Here is a 19,942-nt window from a genome sequence, read left to right as displayed (position 1 = left end):
CAACCGAGGCGGCAGCCTGCTCATCCTTTCCGCCGCCGCACGGCAACCGGCCACCAGAAGGAGTCCCTTCCCACACGTGTCAAATACCGATCGCAAGCAGAGCGTCGACAGCGAGTCCGCCGTCCTGGTTGGCGTTCAGCTTTCTGAAGATACGTTTCACGGCGATCCCCTCGACGAACTCTCCGGCCTCGTTAAAACCGCCGGCGCTGAAGTCGTGGGGCGGATGACCCAGAAGCGGCACGCTCCAGACGCCGCCACGTACATCGGTCATGGGAAGGTCGAAGAGCTACAGTTCCTCGTCGAGGCCACCGAGGCCGACGTCGTCATCTTCGACAACGACCTCTCCCCGGCGCAAATGCGCAACCTGGAAGAGCAGCTCAAGGTGAAGGTGCTCGACCGCACCGAGGTGATTCTCGACATCTTCTCTAGCCGTGCGCAGACGTACGAGTCGCGGCTCGCCGTGGAGCTTGCGCAGCTTGAATACTCGCTGCCGCGGCTCAAAGGCATGTGGAAGCACTTGTCGCGTATGAAGATGGGCGTCGGTATGCGCGGCCCGGGTGAAAAGCAGCTCGAAACCGACCGTCGGCTGGCCGAGAAGCGGATCACCGATCTGCGTCGCGAACTGGAAAAAGTGCAGCGTCGCAAAGAGCGCGAAGTCGCTGGTCGCAGCGATCGGATGACCGTGTCGCTCGTCGGCTACACGAACGCCGGCAAGAGCACGCTGATGAACGCGCTCACTGATTCGCACGTGCTGGCCGAGGACAAGCTGTTCGCCACGCTCGACACGCGCACCCGCCGTTGGCACCTGCCAGGCTGGGGTCCGGTACTGCTCAGCGATACGGTCGGATTCATCCGCAACCTACCGCATAACCTGATCGCGAGCTTCAAGGCGACGCTCGAGGAGGCCCGCCAGGCCGATTTGCTGATTCACGTCGCCGACGCCAGCAGTCCGGTCGCGCTCGATCAGATCAAGGCGGTCTACGACGTGCTCCGCGAACTCGGCATCGAGGAGAAGGATACGCTCCTGGCCCTCAACAAAGTCGACCAAGTCGAAGATCCGACGCGGCTCCAGGCGATTCGGCAGCTTTATCCTTCGGCGGTGCTGATTAGCGCCCGCACGGAAGACGGTCTGCCGCGACTCGCCTCGGCGGTGAGCGACGCTCTTAGCCAAGACTTCCTCGATCTGGAGTTCCGCTTCAGCGTCAGTAACGGTCGGCTGCTCGCTTACCTGGCGAAGTACGGCGAGGTGATCAGCAGAACGTTTGCCGGCGATCGGGCGAGCGTGCATTGTCGGCTCTCGCGGAAGCATCTCGGCTCGCTGCGTGATGATCCCGAGATCGAGGTTCACCCGTACATCGCGTCGCCCCTCGGCCGGCACACTGCTGCCGGCGATGAAGCCGTCGGCGAAGTTGCGTAACGGATGTTCGCGATGGCTCGTCGCTCGCTCTCCAACTGCCGCGTCGTCATCACCGGCGCTTCCAGCGGCATTGGCCGGGAGCTCGGGCTGGCGTTCGCGCGGCGCGGCAGCCGCGTCCTGCTGACGGCTCGACGCGAGCAGGAGTTGTCCGCTGTCGCAGCTGAATGCCGACAGTGCGGGGCTACAGCGGAAGCGCTAGCCGGCGATGTGACCGATCCGTTGTTTCGAGCGGCGCTCGTTGAACGCGCCGTCGCGCTGTGGGAAGGCATCGACGTGCTGGTGAACAACGCCGGCATCAGCGCTCACGGCCGCTTCGCCGAGAGCGACGAGTCGACGCTCCGCCAAATTCTGGAGGTGAACTTCTTCGCCGCCACGGAGTTGACGCGGCTCGCCCTGCCGCTGCTCAGGCAGAGCCGGCAAGCGGCAATCGTGAACATGAGCTCGATCATCGGGCATCGGGGGCTGCCGCTAAACAGTGAATACGCCGCCAGTAAATTCGCGCTCCGCGGGTGGAGCGAATCGCTGCGAGCGGAACTTGCGGCCGACGGCGTCGAGGTGCTGATCGTAAGCCCCGGCACGACGGAGACCGAATTCTTCGACCATCTCATTGCCAAGCGGGGCGAACTGCCGTGGGGCGAGTCGACCGCCATTCCCGCTGCTGCAGTCGCCGAGCAGACGGTACGTGCCTTGGAACGGGGGCGCCGCGAGATTTTTCCCAACTGGCGGGGACGGGCGCTGGTAGCGGTAAACAGACTTTTTCCCGGATTGGTCGATCGGGCCCTGGCGAAGTTCCTGGCGGCGAGCAACAACAGATAGACGCCGTTCGCGATTTTTCGCTCCTCCGCCAGCCGACTCCGCCGCGATGCCTCCGCTTCGACTCCTTCTAGCCATTCTGATTCTCGCGACGGCTCAGCCTGCGCTGGCGCGAACGCTGCGGGTGCTATCATACAACATTCACCACTCGGAGGGGCGCGACGGCGTCTACGATCTCGATCGGATCGCCAGCGTCATTCTGGCGGCGAAACCCGACCTCGTCGCGCTGCAAGAGCTCGACCAAGGAAACACTCGCAGCGGGTCGAACATCTTCCAGTTGCAGGAACTCGCCCAGCGGACCGACATGCAGGGTTACTTCGGCCGCACGATTAACTTCATGGGGGGCCAGTATGGCAACGGCGTGCTGGTAGCGCCGTGGCTGACGATCGTCAATACGACCAACCGTGCGCTCCCCAGCCCGGGCGGCGGCGAAGCGCGGGCAGTCATCCAGATGGGCCTGTCGTTCGACGCCGATCCACAGACGGTCGAATTCAACTTTTTCGCGACCCACCTCGATGCGAGCAATCAGAGCAACCGCGACGCCCAGGCGGCATTCATCAATGGTCTCGTAGCAAGTTCGACGACGCCCGCGTTGCTCGCAGGCGACATGAACTCGCGTCCTACGACGACATCGTATGCTGCGCTCGCCAGCGTGTGGAATGACGCGACGAACATCGCCAATCCCGGCCTCGCGCGCACAACGCAGATCGACTACATTTTCTACCGTTCGCCGGCGTGGCGGGTGCAGCAGTTGGGGCGGTTCGACGTCAATTTGACGACCTATGCGGCGTCGGACCACTATCCGTTCTCGGCCGAGTTCGCGATTCCTGAACCCGCAACTGGTAGTTTGATCGCGCTGGCGGTCGCTCAGCCGCTGGTCTTTCGGCGACTGAGTTGTCGCCGCAACTTGGGGCGGGCGCCTGCCATGCTTTGCAGGCGTCGGTTGAATCGGTAACACTCGCAGCTTTTTTTCGTTTTTTTATTCTCGCTCCGGCGGGGCGTTGCCCCGCGGCTACTGAATCGATGCTTGACGTTTTGTATGACGATGGGCCGTGTCTCGTAATCAACAAACCTTCAGGCGTGCTGACGCAGGCGCCGGCGGGGATTGATAGCCTCGAGATCCAGGTAAAGGAATTCTTTCGCGAACGCGAAGGAAAGCCGGCCGATGCGAACATTTATCTGGGGCTGCCGCATCGGCTCGATCGGCCCGTGTCGGGCGCGATCGTCTTCGCGCGGCATGTGCGAGCGGCGCAACGGCTGTCGGCGCAGTTTGAAAATCGCACGATCAACAAATCGTATTGGGCCTTCGTCGAAGGCGTCGTCACGCCCGACGAAGGAACCTGGACCGACTACCTCCACAAGCGACACGGTATGGCCCAAGCCGAAGTCGTTACGGCCGATCACCCCGCGGCGAAGCATGCGGTGCTGCACTACCGCGTGATGTGGCAGGGGCCGACCGGCGCGTGGCTGGAGATCGAGCTTGAAACAGGCCGCACGCACCAGATCCGTATTCAGTCGAGTTCCCGCGGCCATGCCGTCGTCGGCGACTCGCAGTATGGAAGCACGCAACCGTTCGGCGATCCTAGGCTCGATGAACGGGAAAAGCCAATTGCGCTCCACGCGCGGCAGTTGGGCTTTCGCCATCCGATGACGAACGAGCCGGTCGACATCGTCGCTCCGCTGCCAGCGACTTGGGATGCTTTGAACCTGCCGATCGACCTCCTCTAGCCCCTGGCTCCGCCAGGGGGTGGGCATGTATCTCGGTAAGCGTTGCCCTACGCGGCGTCACCCCCTGGCGAAGCCAGGGGCTAGAATGCAGGTTTCGCGTGGCGGCCGGCGAACGCTCTACACCGCCCCGCGCCAGCCGCACGATTGCAGCCAGTTGTAAATCCACGGCTGCGTCCAAGGATTCCAAGTCGGATAGCTCGCCGACAGCACCGAGAACGCGAGCAGTACGAGCGCGACCGCCATGCCTTTGCGGCACTGCGCCAGTCGATCGACCGCCGGAATCATCGCCGTCAGCCACAGCGGCGCGAGCCAGAACAGCCACCGCAGGCCGCTCGTCATCCCGCCGTAGTTGCGATCGATCTGGGGCCGCAGGCCGATGTAAAACGCCAGACAGACCACGGTGAGCAGCGCGATGCCCGCCGCAAGTTGCCGCTGCTCCGGCGTGCCGCGAACGCCCCAAATCCACAATCCCCACGCGCTCAGCAGCCAAATCGGCGTCAGCGAGAAGAGCCCGTGGTGGCCGACGAGGCAATGGATCGCGTAATCGACTTTGCTCGGCTCGCCGCGATCGAGACCCTGCGGATCGAGCCAATAGCTCTGCCGCTCTTTGCCGCCGAGCGTGTAGCTGTAGTGGTACCAGTTATCGGCGGAGTCGGTCGCGCTGCGGTGGGCGTAAGGAGGCCGCCAGCTATCGTGAGCCCAGTAGTTCGTCGCGAACGAGGCGACCAGCACCGTGAGGGCCAGCGGCGCGAAGCCTACTGTCGTCATCCGCCAGTTCCGCCACAGCAATGCTGCCGCAACAAGGGCGAAGAACGATAGCGCCGGCAACTCGTTCGCCGCCGTAAACGCCGCCGCCAGCCCCGCGAGGGCAAACCACCGCCAGCGTCGCTCGCCGTCGAACCAGATCCGCACAAAGGCTTCGAGCGCCACCGCCGCGCTCACTGCCGCGATCGTGTGGTTGTTCAACACCACGGCGAACGGCGTGAGCATCGTCCCAAACGCCGCCGCCGCGACGACGAAGATCCGTCCCCAGTCGGTCGTGCCGAACCGCTCGGCCAGGCTTGCGACGATCGCGAGCAGCAACAGCGTCGGCAACACCTGCACGGTAAACAGCATCAGCCGCACGACTTCGTACGAATTGTCGGCGAGCGTCCAGCCGGTCGCTTTTTGAATCACCCAGTATTCGCCCGCCAGCAGGACGATCAGCAACGGCGGCTTGCTCGAGTAGAGGTGCATCTCGCCGTCGCGGCCGCGATGCTGCACCATGTCGATCGTGTTCCAGACGTTCGCGTCCATCACTGGGTCGATTTCGAACGAACCGGTGTCGGCAAGCGCGCGGATCGCGAGCCAACGGCTCCGGTCGTTAGCGCTCAGGAACGGCCGCTGCCGGCGTTCTTCACGCTCGATCAATTGCTTGGCCGCGGCAAGCTTCGCCTGCAGCACATCCTCGCGAAGCCCCTCGGCGCGGAATTGCTTCTCGGCTTCTGAAAGGCGTTGAGCGATGCGGCTCGTTTCGAGTTCCTGCCGATTGACGGCGTTCACCGCGAGAAGTCGCCCCGCCATGTTGCCCGCCGCCAGCGCGATGAGGAGGGCGTAGACGCCGCGCCGCAGCAGGCGGGTTGGATCAGCGGCGGCCTCGATCATCGCGACTCATGCTCCTGGCCAGCCGATTGATTCGTCGCGGCATGTGGCCCGGCGCCGGCGTTCTTGCCTTGCGGCGAGGTGTACTGCGCCACCGAAAACTCGTCACGATGCCGCGATACCGACGCGGCGATCATCTCCGCGACGAAGCCCATCGCGAGCAGGTTCGAACCGAATAACAGCAGCGCGAGCGAGTAGAACAATGCCGCCGTTTCATGCAGATGCACCACATGCTCCGACCACGGCATCCGGGACCAAACCCAAATGAACGCGAGATACACCATCCCGAGCCCGCCAAGCAGCAGCGAAATCAGCCCGGCCGATCCGAGCCAATGCTGCGGCCGCTGGCCGTAGCGGGTGATGAACTGCACGGTGAGCAGGTCGAGCAGCCCCTTGGGAATCCGCGTCCAGCCATACTTCGAAACGCCCGAGAGCCGCGGCCGATGCTCGACCGCCGTCTCGCCGATGCGGAAGCCGCGAGCCGCGGCCAGCACGGGGACGAAGCGGTGAAGTTCGCCGTAGAGGCGGATCTCGTGAATCACGTCGCGGCGATATGCCTTCAGGCCGCAATTGTGGTCGTGCAGCTGAACGCCGGTCATCTTGCCGACGAGGGCGTTGAAGACTTTAGAGGGATAGCGTTTGTGCCAAGGGTCGTGACGTTCGCGTTTCCAGCCACTCACCACATCGGCGCCGGCGTCGAGCACGGCAAGCAGCTTGGGGATCTCCGCCGGACTGTCCTGCAAGTCGGCGTCCATCGTGACAATTATTTCGCCTTGAGCCGCATCGAAGCCAGCGGAGAGGGCGGCTGCCTTGCCAAAGTTGCGGCGGAAGCGAATTCCCAGGACGCGCGAGTCGGTTGCGGCCAACCGTTCGACGACCTGCCACGAGCCGTCGGTCGAGCCGTCGTCGATGAAGATCATCTGCAGCTCGTATCCGCGCGCAGCGGCCAGCTCGCTCAGCTCGTGGTGGAGCTGTTCGAGCGTGCCGACTTCGTTCAGTAGCGGGATAACGATGCTGATCATGCGACGATGTTTTGCAGCTCCGGAGGAGCGAAATCATGTAGCCAGGGGCGTGAGCCCCTGGATGAAGGCGTTTTCTACGTCTAAGCCCCGGCAGGGGCGACAGAATTCCTGGTCGCGTGCAGAGTGAGATCGACGCGGCAAGTGTCGCCCCTCGCGGGGCTTTCTGTACTTGGCACGATCCGGTCCAGGGGCTGGCGCCCCTGGCTACATCATGCCGCCCCTTCGGGGCTCCGCATCGCACTCGACAATTCCCACGCGATACTCATAAGCCTTACTTCAACATACCAGAATCCCCGCCGCTCGGGCGCGGCGAGACGGCTCGCAACGCCTTCCGACCGCGGAATCAGCGGCAAACCCCCGCGTCACCGCTACATCCCGCCCAGCACGCCCGGCAAGCTGGTCTAGGGTCTGGCGAAGAAACGCATAGAATGAAAAACTCGGCTATCAGCTATCGGCTCTCGGCCAGACAAATCTGTTTGGCCGAGAGCCGGGAGCAGTTAGCCGACAGCCCCCTGCCCTCAAGGAGCCGGCCGTGCCGCGCGTCGTTTCGTTTATCGTTCTGGTCGCCATTCTGGCGTTCATCGCCGCGATGTTTTTCAAGGTGATGGCGCAGTTCGTGCTGCCGCTGTTCCTGGCGGCGGTGTTCGTGGTCGTCTTCAAGCCGCTTCACGTCTGGGTCCGCGATCGGTTGCCAGGCAGCATACGGCTTTCGGCGATCATCACCACCTTTCTCATTATGCTCGTGGTGCTGCTGCCCACGGCGTGGCTGGGCTGGAACGCCTACCTCGAAGGTCGGACGGTGTTCGTTTACCTCAAGAACGACGAGAACCGCAAAGCTCTCGAGAACAAGCTGACGCGCGCCGCTCAGTCGGTGACCGACGTGGTGCCATTTCTCGACATCTATGAGAAACCTGCCGTCGACCCGCTGGCCGCGAGCACCGCTTCGCCCGCAACGGCCGAGAAGCCTCTTCAATCGCAGCCCTCATCCGACGGGACGGCGGAAGCCGACGATCAGGATGACAAGATCACCTCGCGTCGCGACGATGCGGACGACGAGGCGGCCGAAGGCCCGACCGTGTTCGAGTCCACGCTGGACGGCGACGGCCAGCACGGCTCAGCCACAGAACCGAATCTCCGCCTGCGGGTCGATGCACTCTACGACTTCGCAGCCGGCGCCATCGGCGGCATTCTGATCGCGACCGCCCAAGGACTGGTGGGGGTCGTCTTAGGGCTGATCATTATGGTCCTGGCGATCTACTACTTCCTCGTCGACGGGCCGACGATGATCAACACGATGATGCGGCTCTCGCCGCTCGACAACGAGTATGAACGCGAGTTGCTCGACAAATTCGCCAATGTTAGCCGCGCGGTCGTCGTCGCGGTGCTCGCAGCCGCCGTGGTGCAAGGCCTGCTCGCTGGGCTCGGCTTCTATTTCGCCCTGGATGCGGGCGCTCCGATCTTCTTGCTCATGATGGTGACGATGATCGCGTCGGTGATCCCCTTTGTCGGCGCCGCCGGCATCTGGATCCCGACTTGCATTTGGGTCTTCCTCTACCAAGGGGAACGGATCGTCACCGGCGCCGATGGCATTCAGACAACCGTCACCGGCGAACCAATGACGGCCATCCTGCTCGCCCTCTACTGCGGCGGCGTCGTTTCGACGATCGACAACGTCATCAAACCACTCGTCCTCCACGGCCAATCGAACCTCCACCCGCTACTCGCGCTGATGAGCGTTCTCGGCGGCGTGAAGGCGCTTGGGCCCGTCGGCATTCTCGTCGGCCCGATGCTGGTCGCCTTCATCCACGCGCTGCTGGTAATGGTCAACAAGGAGCTGCGGCTGCTCAGCGCCGGTGACGTCGTCGACGACCAGCGGCAGAAAATGATGTTCCCGCTCGGCCCCGGCGATCCATCGTCGCCGCTGGGCGACGAGAGCACTGGCGTGGATGGCGCCCCCGCGAAACCGATTGGCCCGCTGGCCCGAGTTCGCAATGCGGCGAAAAATCGCAAGCGGAAGAAGTAAGCAACGCGGCCGCACCCGCATGCCCGCCGAGCCGTCCTCCGCGAGTTGCCGCGAAATCCGCAACCTGTTGGCTAACTACCCCTTGCGGCCATCTCGCGATCTGCTTAGGTTTGAACTGAGATTCATTCTCAACAGCCCAAGCCTTCGGCCCCTTTCGAGCGACCATGAGCACCGTCGAAGCCGCACCGACGACGCCGGTTCACCGCCATCCGCAACCGCGGGTCGAAACGGTACTGCTGTCCGCTCTCACTGCGGGGGCGCATGCTCGCGTCGTCGAGGTCGTGGCAGCGAACGACGATATTCGTCGGCTGCAGGCGCTTGGCGTGTGCGTCGGACGACGGCTCCAATTGCTGAAAGCTGGCGATCCCATGGTGATCACCGTCGTCGGGGCTCGCGTCGGCCTCTCGGCCCGGCTCGCTGCGGAAGTTCGCGTCGAACCGCTCGATGCGTCGCTGCCATTCGCTCCTTTGGCTAACGCATCGTGAGTTCCGCCACGCCAGAGCTATCGCTGCCGGTCCTGTCGACGCCGCCTGCGCCGGCCGCGGGGGGGCCGACCACCATCGCGCTGGTCGGCAATCCGAACGCCGGCAAAACGTCGCTCTTCAATCGCCTCACCGGGTTGCGGGCGAAGACGGCCAACTTCCCCGGCACCACGGTCGAGCACCGACGCGCCGACGTCACGCTCGGCAATGTGCCGGTGACGATCGTCGATCTGCCGGGACTCTACAGCCTCGACCCGACGACTCCCGACGAGCGGGTCGCCTGCCAAGCGCTCGAGGGCCTGCTCCCCGGCACGCCCGACCCCGATCTGGTTTTGTTGGTCGTCGATTCGACGAACCTTGAGCGCAACCTGTTCCTCGCCGGCCAAGTACTCGAACTCGGCGATCCGACGGTGCTCGCGCTCAACCTCAGCGACGCCGCCGAGAAGCAGGGCATCACCTTCGACCTCGCGGAACTGCAGCAGCGACTTGGCTGCCCCGTCGTGCCGGTGTCGGCCCGCACGGGAAGCGGCATCGATCAACTGCTCGAAGTAGTGCAGACGACGCTGCGGGAGCGCAAGGCGCCCGAAGTTCACGCCGAGCTCGCTGCCTGCGGCTCGTGTAACGGCTGCCAGTTCTCCGCCCGTTACGACTGGGCCTCGCGCGTGAGTCACGCCGCCGTTCGCGGCACAGCGGTGAAACAAGGCCGCGTCACCGAGGCGATCGACCGCGTCCTGACGCACCGCTTCGGCGGACTGCTGAGCTTCGCCCTCGTGATGGCGGCGACCTTCCTGACGATCTTCTGGGCGGCGACGTTCCCGATGGATCTCATCGACAGCCTGTTCGGCGCCGCGGGCGAGACGATTGGCAAGTGGATTCCCGAGGGCGATCTGCAAAGCCTGCTCACCGACGGCGTCATCGGCGGCCTCGGCGGCATGCTCGTGTTTCTGCCGCAAATTTGCCTGCTCTTTTTCGTCCTTGCGCTGCTGGAAGATTCGGGCTACATGGCCCGCGCGGCGCTGGTGATGGACCGGTTGATGCACAAGGTCGGCCTACCGGGCAAGGCGTTCGTGCCGCTGCTCTCGGCCCACGCCTGTGCGATCCCCGCGATCATGTCGACACGGGTGATCGAAGACCGCCGCGACCGGCTGGCGACGATCCTTATCGCACCGCTGATGACCTGCTCCGCGCGGATCCCCGTCTATGCGATGGTGGCGACTCTGCTGTTCCCGAATAGTTCGCTGCAACGGGCGCTCATTTTCACGGCGGCCTACGCGCTTGGCATCACCGCGGCGCTCGCGATGGCCTGGGTCTTCAAGCGAACGCTGCTCAAGGGCCCCGTGCGGCCGCTGGTGATCGAGCTGCCGAACTACCGGCTGCCCTCGCTGCGGAATGCCCTGCTGCTCACCTACGATCGCGCCTGGGCGTTTGTGAAGACCGCCGGCACGACGATTCTGGTGATCTCGCTCGTCCTGTGGGCGCTCGCCACCTATCCGAAGACAAGCGTCGACCAAATGCCGGCCGAGGTGCAGGCCCAGCTGGCCGAGTTGGAGGCTGCGGGCGATGAAGCGGGCGTCGAGCACCTCACGCAGCAAATGGAGCTAGAACACTCGTTCGCCGGGCGGATTGGCCGGACGATCGAGCCGGTGTTCGAGCCGCTCGGCTTCGACTGGAAGATGAGCATTGGCGTCTTGAGCTCCTTCGCCGCCCGCGAGGTGATCGTCTCGACGTTGGCGGTCCTCTATGGCCTTGGCGCCGAAGGGGCGGACGACGGCGTCAACTCGCTCCTCGCCTCGATGGGCTCCTCCAAGCATGCCGACGGATCGCTCGTCTTCACCACGGCCACCTGCCTCAGCCTGCTCGTCTTCTACGTCCTGGCGATGCAGTGCCTGCCGACGCAGGCCGTCACCCGCCGCGAGACCGGCTCCTGGAAATGGCCGCTGATCCAACTCGGCTACATGACCGCCCTGGCATACGTCGCGGCTCTGGTCACCTACCAGGTCGCCACGCGGCTGCTGTAGGTCGAGCGCCGGCGGCAAACTTGGTAGGCTGGGTTGCTCGCGGCCTTCCACAATGCATCTGTGGGAGGGGTCTCTGACCCCGAAGCGGCGTTGCGTCACCTAAACGACTTGTTGTGGTGAGCGAACTCGGCGTCGGAGACGCCTCCCACAAACATTTCTTCGGAGAGCTCACTCTAGGCCTCAGTTCCAGCACCATGCGCATCTATCTCGATAACGCCGCCACGAGCTGGCCCAAACCGGACGCCGTCTACGCCGCCGTCGACCGCTACCAGCGTGAGATCGGCATCGCCGCCGGCCGTGGCGGATACAACGACGCGATCGAAGCTCAGCGGATCGTCGAGGCGGCCCGCCGCGAGATCGCCGCGCTCATCGGCGCCCCAAACCCCAGCCACATCATCCACGGCTGTAACGGCACCGATTCGCTGAACCTGGCGATCCACGGCACTCTGCGGCCCGGCGACCATGTGGTTGCCTCGGTGACCGACCACAACTCGGTGCTGCGACCGCTGGCCGATGCGACGCGATTGCGCGACGTGACGGTCACCTACGTCGGCTGCAATGGCCAGGGGCTCATCGACCCCGACGACGTGCGGCGGGCCATTCGCCCAGAAACGCGGATAGTGATCGCCACGCATGCGTCGAACGTCACCGGAGCGATCCAGCCGCTCGCCGAGATCGCCGCCGTCACAAAAAGCGCCGACAAGCTGCTAATGGTCGACGCCTCGCAGTCGGCCGGGCACGTCGACATCGATGTCACGGCGTTGCAGGCCGACCTACTCGCCGCCAGCGGCCACAAGGGGCTGCTCGGCCCCGCGGCGACCGGATTTCTGTTCATCCGCGACGGGGTCGAAAAGCTGGTCCACCCGATTCGCCAGGGTGGCACAGGCTTCGAAAGCCAGCTCGACCGCATGCCAGACGAACTGCCGACGCGCTACGAAGCGGGCAGCCTCAACGGCCCCGGGCTCGCGGGCCTCGTGGAAGCAGTCCGCTATCTGCGGCAGCGGACGATCACGGCCGTCTGCGCGCACGAGCAAATGCTCGTCGAGCGTCTATGGAACGGCCTCGCGGCTCTCGGCACGGTGCGGCTCTACGGACCGCCCCCCTCCCCCCTCCGTGGGCCCGTTGTCAGCTTTAGCGTCGAGGGATATGATCCGCAGGAGTTTTCCGCCGCCCTAGACGCGGCCCGCGGCATCCAAGCGCGAGCCGGCCTCCACTGCGCCCCGCGAATGCATCAGGCGCTCGGCACGTTCGACTCGGGCGGCTTGGTTCGCATGAGCGTCGGTTGGGCGACGACCGTCGAGGAGATCGACGAAGTACTCGCCGTCGCAACGGCAGTGGCAACGGCGTAACGGGCTCGCCCGCAAGAATGGAGTTCACCCGATGGCCAAAATCCCCGCCAAATCTGATGGCAGCGAACCGTGGTATGCCGATGGCCTGCAGTTCACCTGCACCGGCTGCGGCGATTGCTGCGGCGGCGGCCCGGGCTATGTGTGGGTGAATCAGGCCGAAATCGACGCCATCGCCGCGCGGATGGAAATGACGCCGGCGGCGTTCGAAAAGAAGTACGTGAAGCAGATCGGCGTCCGCCGCTCGATCAAAGAAAAGCGAAACTTCGACTGCGTGCTGCTCGATAGCGAAACCCGCAAGTGCACCGTCTACGAACAACGCCCCCGCCAATGTCGCACCTGGCCCTTCTGGGATTCGACGATCCGGACGCCCGAAGATTGGCAAGCGACCTGCGATGTTTGCCCCGGCAGCGGGAAGGGGAAGCTCTACTCGATCGAAACGATCCAAGAGCAGGCGGCGGTTATTCGCATCTGATCTGGTGCTATCGCCCTTGCTACACATCGCTTGTGGGAGGCGTCTCCGACGCCGATGCCGGTCACCACTGCAAGCGGTGGCGGCAGCACAATGCCGCTTCGGGGTCAGAGACCCCTCCCACAGTTTTTTGGGAAACGCGTCGTACCCTGAACCAGCCCCGAAGGCTGCAGGTACCCAAATGCCGGGCGCCAGCATGCTGGCTGGAATAATTTGGTCGACTTTAACGATTAGCTGAAGTCTGGCGGTCGTGCGGGTCGATACTTGTCTCTGGGTAGCCATAGGCACGCCCGGCAGCCTGCTCTTTGACAATTTGCCGCTAAATAGCCACGCAAAAAATCGGCGTAAGTGCCGAAAAGTCGTCGCGCCGCCTCGCCAAGTTACGGCGATTCGGGGCTTCGATAGGGAGTCTCCCTTTCTTGACTCTAATGCTTACGCCAATTACACTTGGAGCGAGTGAATGCCCTTCACTAGCACGGTCGTCGTCCGCCGAAAAGGACCTCGAGCCTTGTCACAGGGGAACTCGTCGTGACCAAGAAAGAAATCGTGAAGACCATCTCCGAAGAGATTGGCCTCACGCAGTTGAAGACGAAAGAAATCGTCCAGAAAACGTTCGACGCCATCGTCGAAACGTTGGTTGAAGATCATCGCATTGAACTGCGGAATTTCGGCGTCTTCGAAGTGAAGCGACGAGCTGCCCGCAAGGCGCGTAACCCACGCACCGGCGAAAAAGTCTTTGTCCCCGAAAAGTTTGTGGTCACCTTCAAACCGGGCAAAGAAATGGAAGAACGAGTCCGCGAGCTCGAGCGCCGCGCCAATGAGGCCGCTCGCCAGCAGGCTCTCCAAAATGGCCAGGTCGTCGATTCGCCGCCTGCCACCCCTCCGCCACACGAAACACATGGCTCCGCAACGAGTTACGGGCAAAGCCCCGGGTAACTCAGCGTCGACGCCGCTACGAATCAGTCGAGGTTGCCAGCATTGCCGTCCTATCGGTGCTGCCGGTCAGTCTCGACGCAAGTCACTACTGTCGCTAGGATTCCGCCGCTCGGCAGGATCCAGCCGGCGGTGATCGCTTGTCTGAGACCTTATCGAACCACGTTGATCGCGCCCCACAAGTAAGCGCATGGACGCGTTCGACAAAGCGTAAATCGTGAGATCGTTGGGCGTTACGTCGTCCATTGCAGGACGTGACGTTCCGTTTGCAGCTCAAGGAGGAGCTACGCACATGCGCAATTGGCTCATATCAACCGCGCTCGCCTGCACGCTGCTGAGCAGCACGGGCTGTCTTATCCCCATCTACTCCGGCGATCCCGCGCGGCGTGCTCAAGAGCTGTTTTACAGTTCTGAAAACCTCCGTTTGCTGCTCGATGAGTGGGAACGGATCTGGTTCCTCGATATGCCTTCGCACCTGACGCCCCACAGCGTCCATGGCGGCATCATCTAGTCGATTGGGCCTGCGGGCCTAATCTGACGTGAACCCCATCCACGCACGGCGTGCGAGGGCCTACGTGGCTCTCGCACGCCGATTGCATGCGCCCGTTTCGCCGTGGAGTCCAAACCGGTAAATTCAGGGATGCGTCGCTAGCTGCCCACACACCCCTGCTCCACTGATCTCGTTGACCGCTACCGCCCTACCGCCGGGATCCCCGGCCGCCGTCGATCTGCAAGTCACGCTCGGGCGACTGCAGCTTCCCAATCCCGTCCTCGTTGCCTCGGGGACGTTCGGTTACGCGCGGGAAATGGAGCGGCTGGTCGACCTCTCGCGGCTCGGCGGCATCTTGCCGAAGACCGTCACTCGACAAGCCCGGCCCGGTAACGCCCCCTGGCGTACGGTCGAAACGCCGTCAGGAATGCTCAACGCGATCGGCCTCGACAATGACGGGATCGACGCATTCCTCGCGCACCACCTCCCCTACTTGGCCAGCCGGCAAACGCCGATCATCGTGAGCGTCGCCGGCCGCAGCGCAGAAGAGTTCGTCGAGATGGCCGCCATGGTGGGCGACACCGAGGGGGCGGCTGCGGTCGAACTGAACATCTCCTGCCCCAACGTGAGCCATGGCGTCGACTTCGGCGTGAACCCCGCGCTCTGCGAAAAGCTAGTCGCTGATTGTCGCGCCGCCTGCCGGTTGCCGATCATCGCCAAGCTGACGCCGAACGTCACCAGCATCGCCGAGATCGCCAAGGCGGCCGAAGCAGGCGGCGCCGACGCGATCTCGCTGATCAATACGGTCCAAGGGATGGCGATCGACTGGAAGCGGAAGAAGCCAATCCTCGGCAACGTCATCGGCGGCCTGAGCGGCCCGGCGATCAAGCCGATCGCCCTCCGCTGCGTCTTCCAAGCGGCGCAGGCCGTGAAGACGCCGCTGATCGGCATCGGCGGCATCGCGACCGTCGACGACGTCATGGAGTTCATCGTCGCCGGCGCCTCGGCCGTTCAACTCGGCACGGTCAACTTCTACAATCCAACGGTCTCGATGTCGGTGCTCGACGCCCTGCCAGCGGCAATTGCGTCGCTCGGTGCAAAGAGCGTGACGGAAGTCGTCGGCTCGCTGCAACTCAAACGAAACTAATCTCTCGAAGCAGATTATTCTTCATGCAAGTTATTCAGAAAATTGCACCTCGCGTTCTCAGCGGCATCCAACCGACCGGCCCCTTTCATTGGGGCAACTACTTTGGCGCCATTCAGCAGTACGTCGACCTGCAAGATCAGGCCGCCGAGGCGTATTACTTCATCGCGAACCTCCACGCGCTCAACACGGTGCGTGATCGCGCGAAGCTGCAGGAATACACCCTCAACGGCGCCATCGATCTGCTCGCCCTCGGCCTGAAGCCGGAGAAGGCGGTGCTGTTCGTGCAGTCGGACGTCCCCGAGGTGAGCGAGCTCTGCTGGCTGCTGCTCACCGGCACGCCGATGGGGCTGCTCGAACGTTGCGTCAGCTACAAAGACAAAATGGCCAAGGGGCTGAAGGCCGACGCCGGCCTGTTCACCTACCCCGTACTGCAGGCGGCCGACATTCTGGCGTACGACTCAAACGTCGTCCCGGTGGGCGAAGATCAGATTCAGCACATTGAGGTCTGCCGCGACATCGCGGGAAGCTTCAACCACCACTTCGGCGAGACGTTCGTCATGCCGAAGGCGCAGGTCCTCGACGCCTCAGCGAAGGTGCCGGGCCTCGACGGCGAAAAAATGTCGAAAAGCTATAACAACACGCTCGCCGTATTCGACGACGTGAAGGCGCAGCGCAAGCAGATCCTGCGGATCACGACCGACAGCCGGCCGATGGAAGATCCGAAAAATCCCGAAGGGGACGTGCTGTTCGATCTCTACAAGCTCGTGGCGACAGAAACGCAGGTCGCCGACATGACCGCCCTCTACGCCCGCGGCGGTTTTGGTTACGGCGAGGTGAAGAAGGCGCTGGCCGACGCGGCGGAGGCCTACTTCGCCGCCGCCCGCGAGCGCCGCGCCGATTGGGCCGCCCGCCCCGACGACGTGCGTGATGTGCTCAAGGCAGGCGCCGAGAAGGCCCGTGCAAAGGCCGCTGCGACGCTGGCTCGCGCTCAAGCCGCCTGCGGTGCGAAAGGATATTAACGATGGCCGCCCGCATCATTGGCATCGGCACCGACATCATCGAGTGCCTCCGCATCGCCCAGATGATCGAACGCCACGGCGAGTTGTTCATTCGCCGCGTCTACACCGATCACGAGATCGCCTATTGCTCGTCGAAGCGAGCAGCGACGCAGCACTATGCCGGCCGCTGGGCGGCGAAAGAAGCGGTGCTGAAGGCGTTAGGCACCGGCTGGGTCCGCGGCATCAGCTGGCGCGACGTTGAAGTCCGCCATAAGGCGGGCGGCGCGCCGATCATTGCGCTGTGCGGCGGCGCGCGTGAAGTCTTCGAGCGATCCGGAATCGCTCACATGCACATCAGCATTTCGCACTGCCGAAGCCACGCGACTGCCTATGCGATTGCGGAAGCCGATCCAATGGACGACTAGCCGCTAACCTCTCGGTAGCCGCCGTCGGCGACTGCAAGTTCTGGGCTCAGTCGTCTCCGTCAGCGCCGTCTTCGACGGCCGCTTTCTTGGCGGTCTTCTTCGTTGTCTTCTTGGCCGCTTTTTTTGCCGCCGGCTTCTTGGTGACGCCCTTCTTCGGCGTCGCCTTCTTCGCGGCGGCCTTCTTCGGAGCAGCTTTTTTCTTCGCCGCCTTCTTCTTCGGCGGGCCCATCGCGGCCTTCTCGGCGAGCATCGAGATCGCTTCGTCGAACGTGAGCTCTTCGACCGTCATGCCCTTACGCAGCGAGAGGTTCGTCTCGCCGTCGGTGATGTACGGTCCGTAGCGACCATCGAGCACTTGAATCGGCTTCTCAGTGACCGGTGACGGCTTTTCGAACGTCCGCAGCGGTTCCTTCTTCGCCGCGGCGCCGCGGCCGCGTGTCTTCGGTTCGGCGAGCAGCGCGACCGCTTGTTCCATCGTCACGTCGAGCGGCGAGACGTCGGCGGGCAGCGAACGGGTTTCGTCGCCACACTTTACGTACGGTCCGAACCGGCCGTTGAACGCCATGATCGGCTGATTCAGCGTGGGATGCTCGCCCAAGTTCCGCGGCAGGGTGAGCAGCTTCAGCGCAGTCTCGAGGTCGATATCGGCGGGGCTCATCCCCTTGAGGAGCGACGCATTCTGCGGCTTCTCCTCATCCTCGGGAGTACCGCGTTGAATGTACGGTCCGAAGCGGCCCGTCTTCAGGTAGACCGGCTTGTTGGTCTCGGGGCACATGCCGAGCGGTTCGTCGCCTTGCGCCGCTTGATCGAGCAGCTTAAGCGCCATCTCGAGCGTCACTTCATCGGGCGGCGTTTCTTCTGGCAGTGAACCGGTCCGCTCGCCCTGTTCGACGAAAGGCGAGTAACGGCCAACGCGAACGAACACCGGCGCCTGCCCCTCGGGCGTGCCGATGAGGATGCGACCGATGCGGGCCGGATCGATCTCGTCGATCTTGTTCTCAAGCTGCTTCTTCAGCCCAGGCGCGCCGTTGCCATAGTAGAACTTATCAAGATAGCTCACCGACTCTTGCTCGCCGCGGCTGATTGCGTCGAGATCATCTTCCATCTGGGCGGTGAACTGATAGTCGACCAGCGAAGAAAGGTGATCTTCTAGCAACTGCACCACGGAGAACGCCACCCAGGTCGGAACCAACGCGTTCTGCTTCTTGAAGACGTAGTTGCGGGCGAGAATCGTGTCGATAATCGACGCATACGTACTCGGCCGGCCGATACCGCGTTCTTCGAGCGCCTTGGTCAGCGACGCTTCGCTGAACCGGCCCGGGGCCTGAGTCGTGTGCTCTTTGGCGTCGAGCGCAGTGCACGTCAGCAACTCGCCAACTTCGACGCTCGGCAGCACCTTTTCCTGGTCAGCGAGTTCGGCGCTCGGATCGTCGGAACCTTCGACGTACGCCCGCAGGTAGCCGGGGAAGTCGATCGTCTTGCCGCTCACCTGGAAGACGCAGCCTTCGCCCTCGATGGTGATTGAAATCCGCCGACCGCGGGCGTCGGCCATCTGGCTGGCGATCGTCCGCTTCCAGATCATCTCGAAGATGCGGAACTCGTCGACGCCGAGCTGCGGCCGCATCGTGTCGGGCAGTTCGAACGGGTGGCCCGCGGGGCGAATCGCCTCGTGAGCTTCTTGAGCGTTCTTCACCTTCGAGCGGTAAATCCGCGGCTCCGCCGGCAGGAATTCGCCGCCGTAGTTCTTGTCGACCAGATCGCGGGCGCTCTCGATGGCGACCGACGCGAGGTTGGTCGAGTCGGTACGCATGTAAGTGATGTGACCGTTTTCGTACAAGCTCTGGGCGACCTGCATCGTGCGGCGAGCGGTGAAGCCAAGCTTGCGGTTCGCTTCCTGTTGGAGCGTGCTCGTCGTAAACGGCGGGGACGGTTTGCTGCTGTACGGTTTGTCTTCGATCGATGCGACGCGGAACTTACCGCTGCGGATCTTTTCTGCCAGCGCTGCCGCGGCGGGGCCGTCGAGCAGCATCATCTCCGGGTTCTTCAGCTTGCCGGTGGATGAATCAAAGTCCTTACCGACCGGAATTCGGCGGCCGTCGACCGAGACCATCGTCGCTTCGAGCGACTGCTTATCGGCCTTCGCGAAGCTGCCGAGCAAATCCCACCACGTGGCCGAGACGAACGCCATCCGCTCGCGTTCGCGTTCGACGATGAGCCGCACGGCGACGCTTTGCACGCGGCCGGCGGAAAGCTTCGGCCGCACTTTGCGCCACAGCAGCGGCGAAACTTCGTAGCCGTACAACCGGTCAAGAATGCGGCGGGTTTCCTGAGCGCGAACCAGCCCTTCGTCGACCTGGCGGGGCGATTCGATCGCCGCCTGAATCGCGTCCTTGGTGATTTCGTGGAACACCAGACGATGGACCGGCACCTTCGGCTTGAGAATCTCCAACAGATGCCAGCTAATGGCTTCCCCTTCGCGATCCTCGTCCGTCGCCAGATAGAGGGCGTTGACCCCCTTCAGTTGATCTTTGAGCAGCTTGATCTGCTTCGTCTTCCCCGGCGGGATGACGTAGATCGGCGTGAAGCCGTCGGTGACGTTCACGCCGAGATTGGCCCACGATTCCTTCTTATATTCCGCGGGCACCTGCTTGGCGCCTTGCGGCAAGTCGCGGACGTGCCCGATGCTCGCCTCGACGCGAAAGTTCTTGCCGAGGTATTTGCCGATCGTCCGCGCTTTGGCGGGGGATTCGACGATCACCAGCGCTTGGCCGGCGGATTCGGAGGTGGAGCTTTTTTTGGCCATACGGTCGGCTGCGGGCAAGGCGATATCAAATCGCGTGAATGCGATAGTATTCCGTCGTGTGCTGAAATTATCCGTTCACGGGCAAGTCTGCCGTAAACAAACTTTCGCTAAGCGGTAGCTGCGGACAATCTCGGGCAACCGGCACAGGCGGCAGCGGACGTTAAAGTTTCGCCAGCTATCACCG

Annotated in this window: 17 protein-coding genes; 14 read left to right on the top strand and 3 right to left on the bottom strand. The window is 63.4% G+C overall.

All coding sequences use genetic code 11. The features are described from left to right. Window positions 1-76: 76 nt before the first annotated feature. The 4 genes from hflX (at window position 77) to PLANPX_RS10005 (ending at window position 3,958) form a co-directional block, all read left to right on the top strand. A complete protein-coding gene (hflX, locus tag PLANPX_RS10020) occupies window positions 77-1,417 on the top strand; it encodes a GTPase HflX (protein ID WP_152098597.1) in 1,341 nt (446 codons plus the stop codon). A gap of 12 nt (window positions 1,418-1,429) precedes the next feature. Next, window positions 1,430-2,233, top strand: a complete 804-nt coding sequence (locus PLANPX_RS10015) for an SDR family oxidoreductase (protein ID WP_172991961.1) — start codon at window positions 1,430-1,432, stop codon at window positions 2,231-2,233. Between the two features lie 46 nt (window positions 2,234-2,279). Beyond that, window positions 2,280-3,185 carry an endonuclease/exonuclease/phosphatase family protein gene (locus PLANPX_RS10010; RefSeq protein ID WP_152098595.1) on the top strand — a complete coding sequence of 302 codons (906 nt, stop codon included), beginning with the start codon at window positions 2,280-2,282 and terminating at the stop codon, window positions 3,183-3,185. 68 nt (window positions 3,186-3,253) lie between these two features. Then, entirely contained in the window at window positions 3,254-3,958 is a 705-nt protein-coding gene (locus tag PLANPX_RS10005; protein ID WP_152098594.1) for an RluA family pseudouridine synthase, read from the top strand. A 117-nt stretch (window positions 3,959-4,075) separates the two neighbouring features. Here PLANPX_RS10005 and PLANPX_RS10000 read toward each other — a convergent pair whose 3' ends face one another. Both PLANPX_RS10000 and PLANPX_RS09995 read right to left on the bottom strand, forming a co-directional pair. Continuing rightward, entirely contained in the window at window positions 4,076-5,602 is a 1,527-nt protein-coding gene (locus PLANPX_RS10000; protein WP_152098593.1) for a hypothetical protein, read from the bottom strand. After that, window positions 5,599-6,621: a glycosyltransferase family 2 protein gene (locus PLANPX_RS09995; protein ID WP_152098592.1), complete on the bottom strand. Its 1,023-nt coding sequence runs from the start codon at window positions 6,619-6,621 to the stop codon at window positions 5,599-5,601. Before PLANPX_RS09995 ends, PLANPX_RS10000 begins: the two co-directional genes overlap by 4 nt. Window positions 6,622-7,153: 532 nt before the next feature. Here PLANPX_RS09995 and PLANPX_RS09990 point away from each other — a divergent pair. The 10 genes from PLANPX_RS09990 to acpS all read left to right on the top strand — a co-directional run bounded on the left by PLANPX_RS09990 (window position 7,154) and on the right by acpS (window position 16,955). Continuing rightward, window positions 7,154-8,644, top strand: coding sequence for an AI-2E family transporter (locus PLANPX_RS09990; RefSeq protein WP_152098591.1), 1,491 nt, complete (start codon window positions 7,154-7,156; stop codon window positions 8,642-8,644). 164 nt (window positions 8,645-8,808) lie between these two features. Beyond that, complete coding sequence (locus tag PLANPX_RS09985) at window positions 8,809-9,129, top strand: FeoA family protein (RefSeq protein ID WP_152098590.1); 321 nt, start codon at window positions 8,809-8,811, stop codon at window positions 9,127-9,129. Next, complete coding sequence (gene feoB / locus PLANPX_RS09980; protein ID WP_152098589.1) at window positions 9,126-11,144, top strand: ferrous iron transport protein B; 2,019 nt, start codon at window positions 9,126-9,128, stop codon at window positions 11,142-11,144. Before PLANPX_RS09985 ends, feoB begins: the two co-directional genes overlap by 4 nt. A 194-nt stretch (window positions 11,145-11,338) precedes the next feature. Then, window positions 11,339-12,493, top strand: coding sequence for an aminotransferase class V-fold PLP-dependent enzyme (locus PLANPX_RS09975; protein ID WP_152098588.1), 1,155 nt, complete (start codon window positions 11,339-11,341; stop codon window positions 12,491-12,493). 31 nt (window positions 12,494-12,524) lie between these two features. After that, the gene (locus PLANPX_RS09970) at window positions 12,525-12,965 is read left to right on the top strand and encodes a YkgJ family cysteine cluster protein (protein WP_152098587.1); all 441 of its coding nucleotides are present in this window, start codon (window positions 12,525-12,527) and stop codon (window positions 12,963-12,965) included. Between the two features lie 525 nt (window positions 12,966-13,490). After that, window positions 13,491-13,898 (top strand): HU family DNA-binding protein, encoded by a 408-nt coding sequence (locus PLANPX_RS28230; RefSeq protein WP_152098586.1) that lies wholly within the window; start codon window positions 13,491-13,493, stop codon window positions 13,896-13,898. 289 nt (window positions 13,899-14,187) lie between these two features. Further along, window positions 14,188-14,406 (top strand): hypothetical protein, encoded by a 219-nt coding sequence (locus tag PLANPX_RS09960; protein WP_152098585.1) that lies wholly within the window; start codon window positions 14,188-14,190, stop codon window positions 14,404-14,406. Window positions 14,407-14,578: 172 nt separating this feature from the next. Then, a complete protein-coding gene (locus PLANPX_RS09955) occupies window positions 14,579-15,532 on the top strand; it encodes a dihydroorotate dehydrogenase (RefSeq protein ID WP_152098584.1) in 954 nt (317 codons plus the stop codon). A gap of 23 nt (window positions 15,533-15,555) precedes the next feature. Then, complete coding sequence (gene trpS, locus PLANPX_RS09950; RefSeq protein ID WP_152098583.1) at window positions 15,556-16,551, top strand: tryptophan--tRNA ligase; 996 nt, start codon at window positions 15,556-15,558, stop codon at window positions 16,549-16,551. A 2-nt stretch (window positions 16,552-16,553) separates the two neighbouring features. Further along, window positions 16,554-16,955, top strand: coding sequence for a holo-ACP synthase (gene acpS, locus PLANPX_RS09945; RefSeq protein WP_152098582.1), 402 nt, complete (start codon window positions 16,554-16,556; stop codon window positions 16,953-16,955). Between the two features lie 46 nt (window positions 16,956-17,001). Here acpS and topA read toward each other — a convergent pair whose 3' ends face one another. Next, complete coding sequence (gene topA, locus PLANPX_RS09940; RefSeq protein ID WP_152098581.1) at window positions 17,002-19,758, bottom strand: type I DNA topoisomerase; 2,757 nt, start codon at window positions 19,756-19,758, stop codon at window positions 17,002-17,004. Window positions 19,759-19,942 lie beyond the last annotated feature (184 nt).

This window comes from Lacipirellula parvula (genome assembly GCF_009177095.1).
Lineage (GTDB): Bacteria > Planctomycetota > Planctomycetia > Pirellulales > Lacipirellulaceae > Lacipirellula > Lacipirellula parvula.
The sequence above is the reverse complement of the archived record's forward strand: the minus strand, read 5'-3'. Positions and strand labels throughout refer to the sequence as shown.

What these genes read in the sequence shown, in the direction of transcription:
- topA (WP_152098581.1), bottom strand. Translation starts at nt 19,758, where the DNA reads ATGGCCAAAAAAAGCTCCACCTCCGAATCCGCCGGCCAAGCGCTGGTG.
- PLANPX_RS09960 (WP_152098585.1), top strand. Translation starts at nt 14,188, where the DNA reads ATGCGCAATTGGCTCATATCAACCGCGCTCGCCTGCACGCTGCTGAGC.
- acpS (WP_152098582.1), top strand. Translation starts at nt 16,554, where the DNA reads ATGGCCGCCCGCATCATTGGCATCGGCACCGACATCATCGAGTGCCTC.
- PLANPX_RS09975 (WP_152098588.1), top strand. Translation starts at nt 11,339, where the DNA reads ATGCGCATCTATCTCGATAACGCCGCCACGAGCTGGCCCAAACCGGAC.
- PLANPX_RS10015 (WP_172991961.1), top strand. Translation starts at nt 1,430, where the DNA reads ATGGCTCGTCGCTCGCTCTCCAACTGCCGCGTCGTCATCACCGGCGCT.
- PLANPX_RS09995 (WP_152098592.1), bottom strand. Translation starts at nt 6,621, where the DNA reads ATGATCAGCATCGTTATCCCGCTACTGAACGAAGTCGGCACGCTCGAA.
- PLANPX_RS10005 (WP_152098594.1), top strand. Translation starts at nt 3,254, where the DNA reads ATGCTTGACGTTTTGTATGACGATGGGCCGTGTCTCGTAATCAACAAA.
- PLANPX_RS09985 (WP_152098590.1), top strand. Translation starts at nt 8,809, where the DNA reads ATGAGCACCGTCGAAGCCGCACCGACGACGCCGGTTCACCGCCATCCG.
- trpS (WP_152098583.1), top strand. Translation starts at nt 15,556, where the DNA reads ATGCAAGTTATTCAGAAAATTGCACCTCGCGTTCTCAGCGGCATCCAA.
- PLANPX_RS10010 (WP_152098595.1), top strand. Translation starts at nt 2,280, where the DNA reads ATGCCTCCGCTTCGACTCCTTCTAGCCATTCTGATTCTCGCGACGGCT.
- PLANPX_RS10000 (WP_152098593.1), bottom strand. Translation starts at nt 5,602, where the DNA reads ATGATCGAGGCCGCCGCTGATCCAACCCGCCTGCTGCGGCGCGGCGTC.
- PLANPX_RS09970 (WP_152098587.1), top strand. Translation starts at nt 12,525, where the DNA reads ATGGCCAAAATCCCCGCCAAATCTGATGGCAGCGAACCGTGGTATGCC.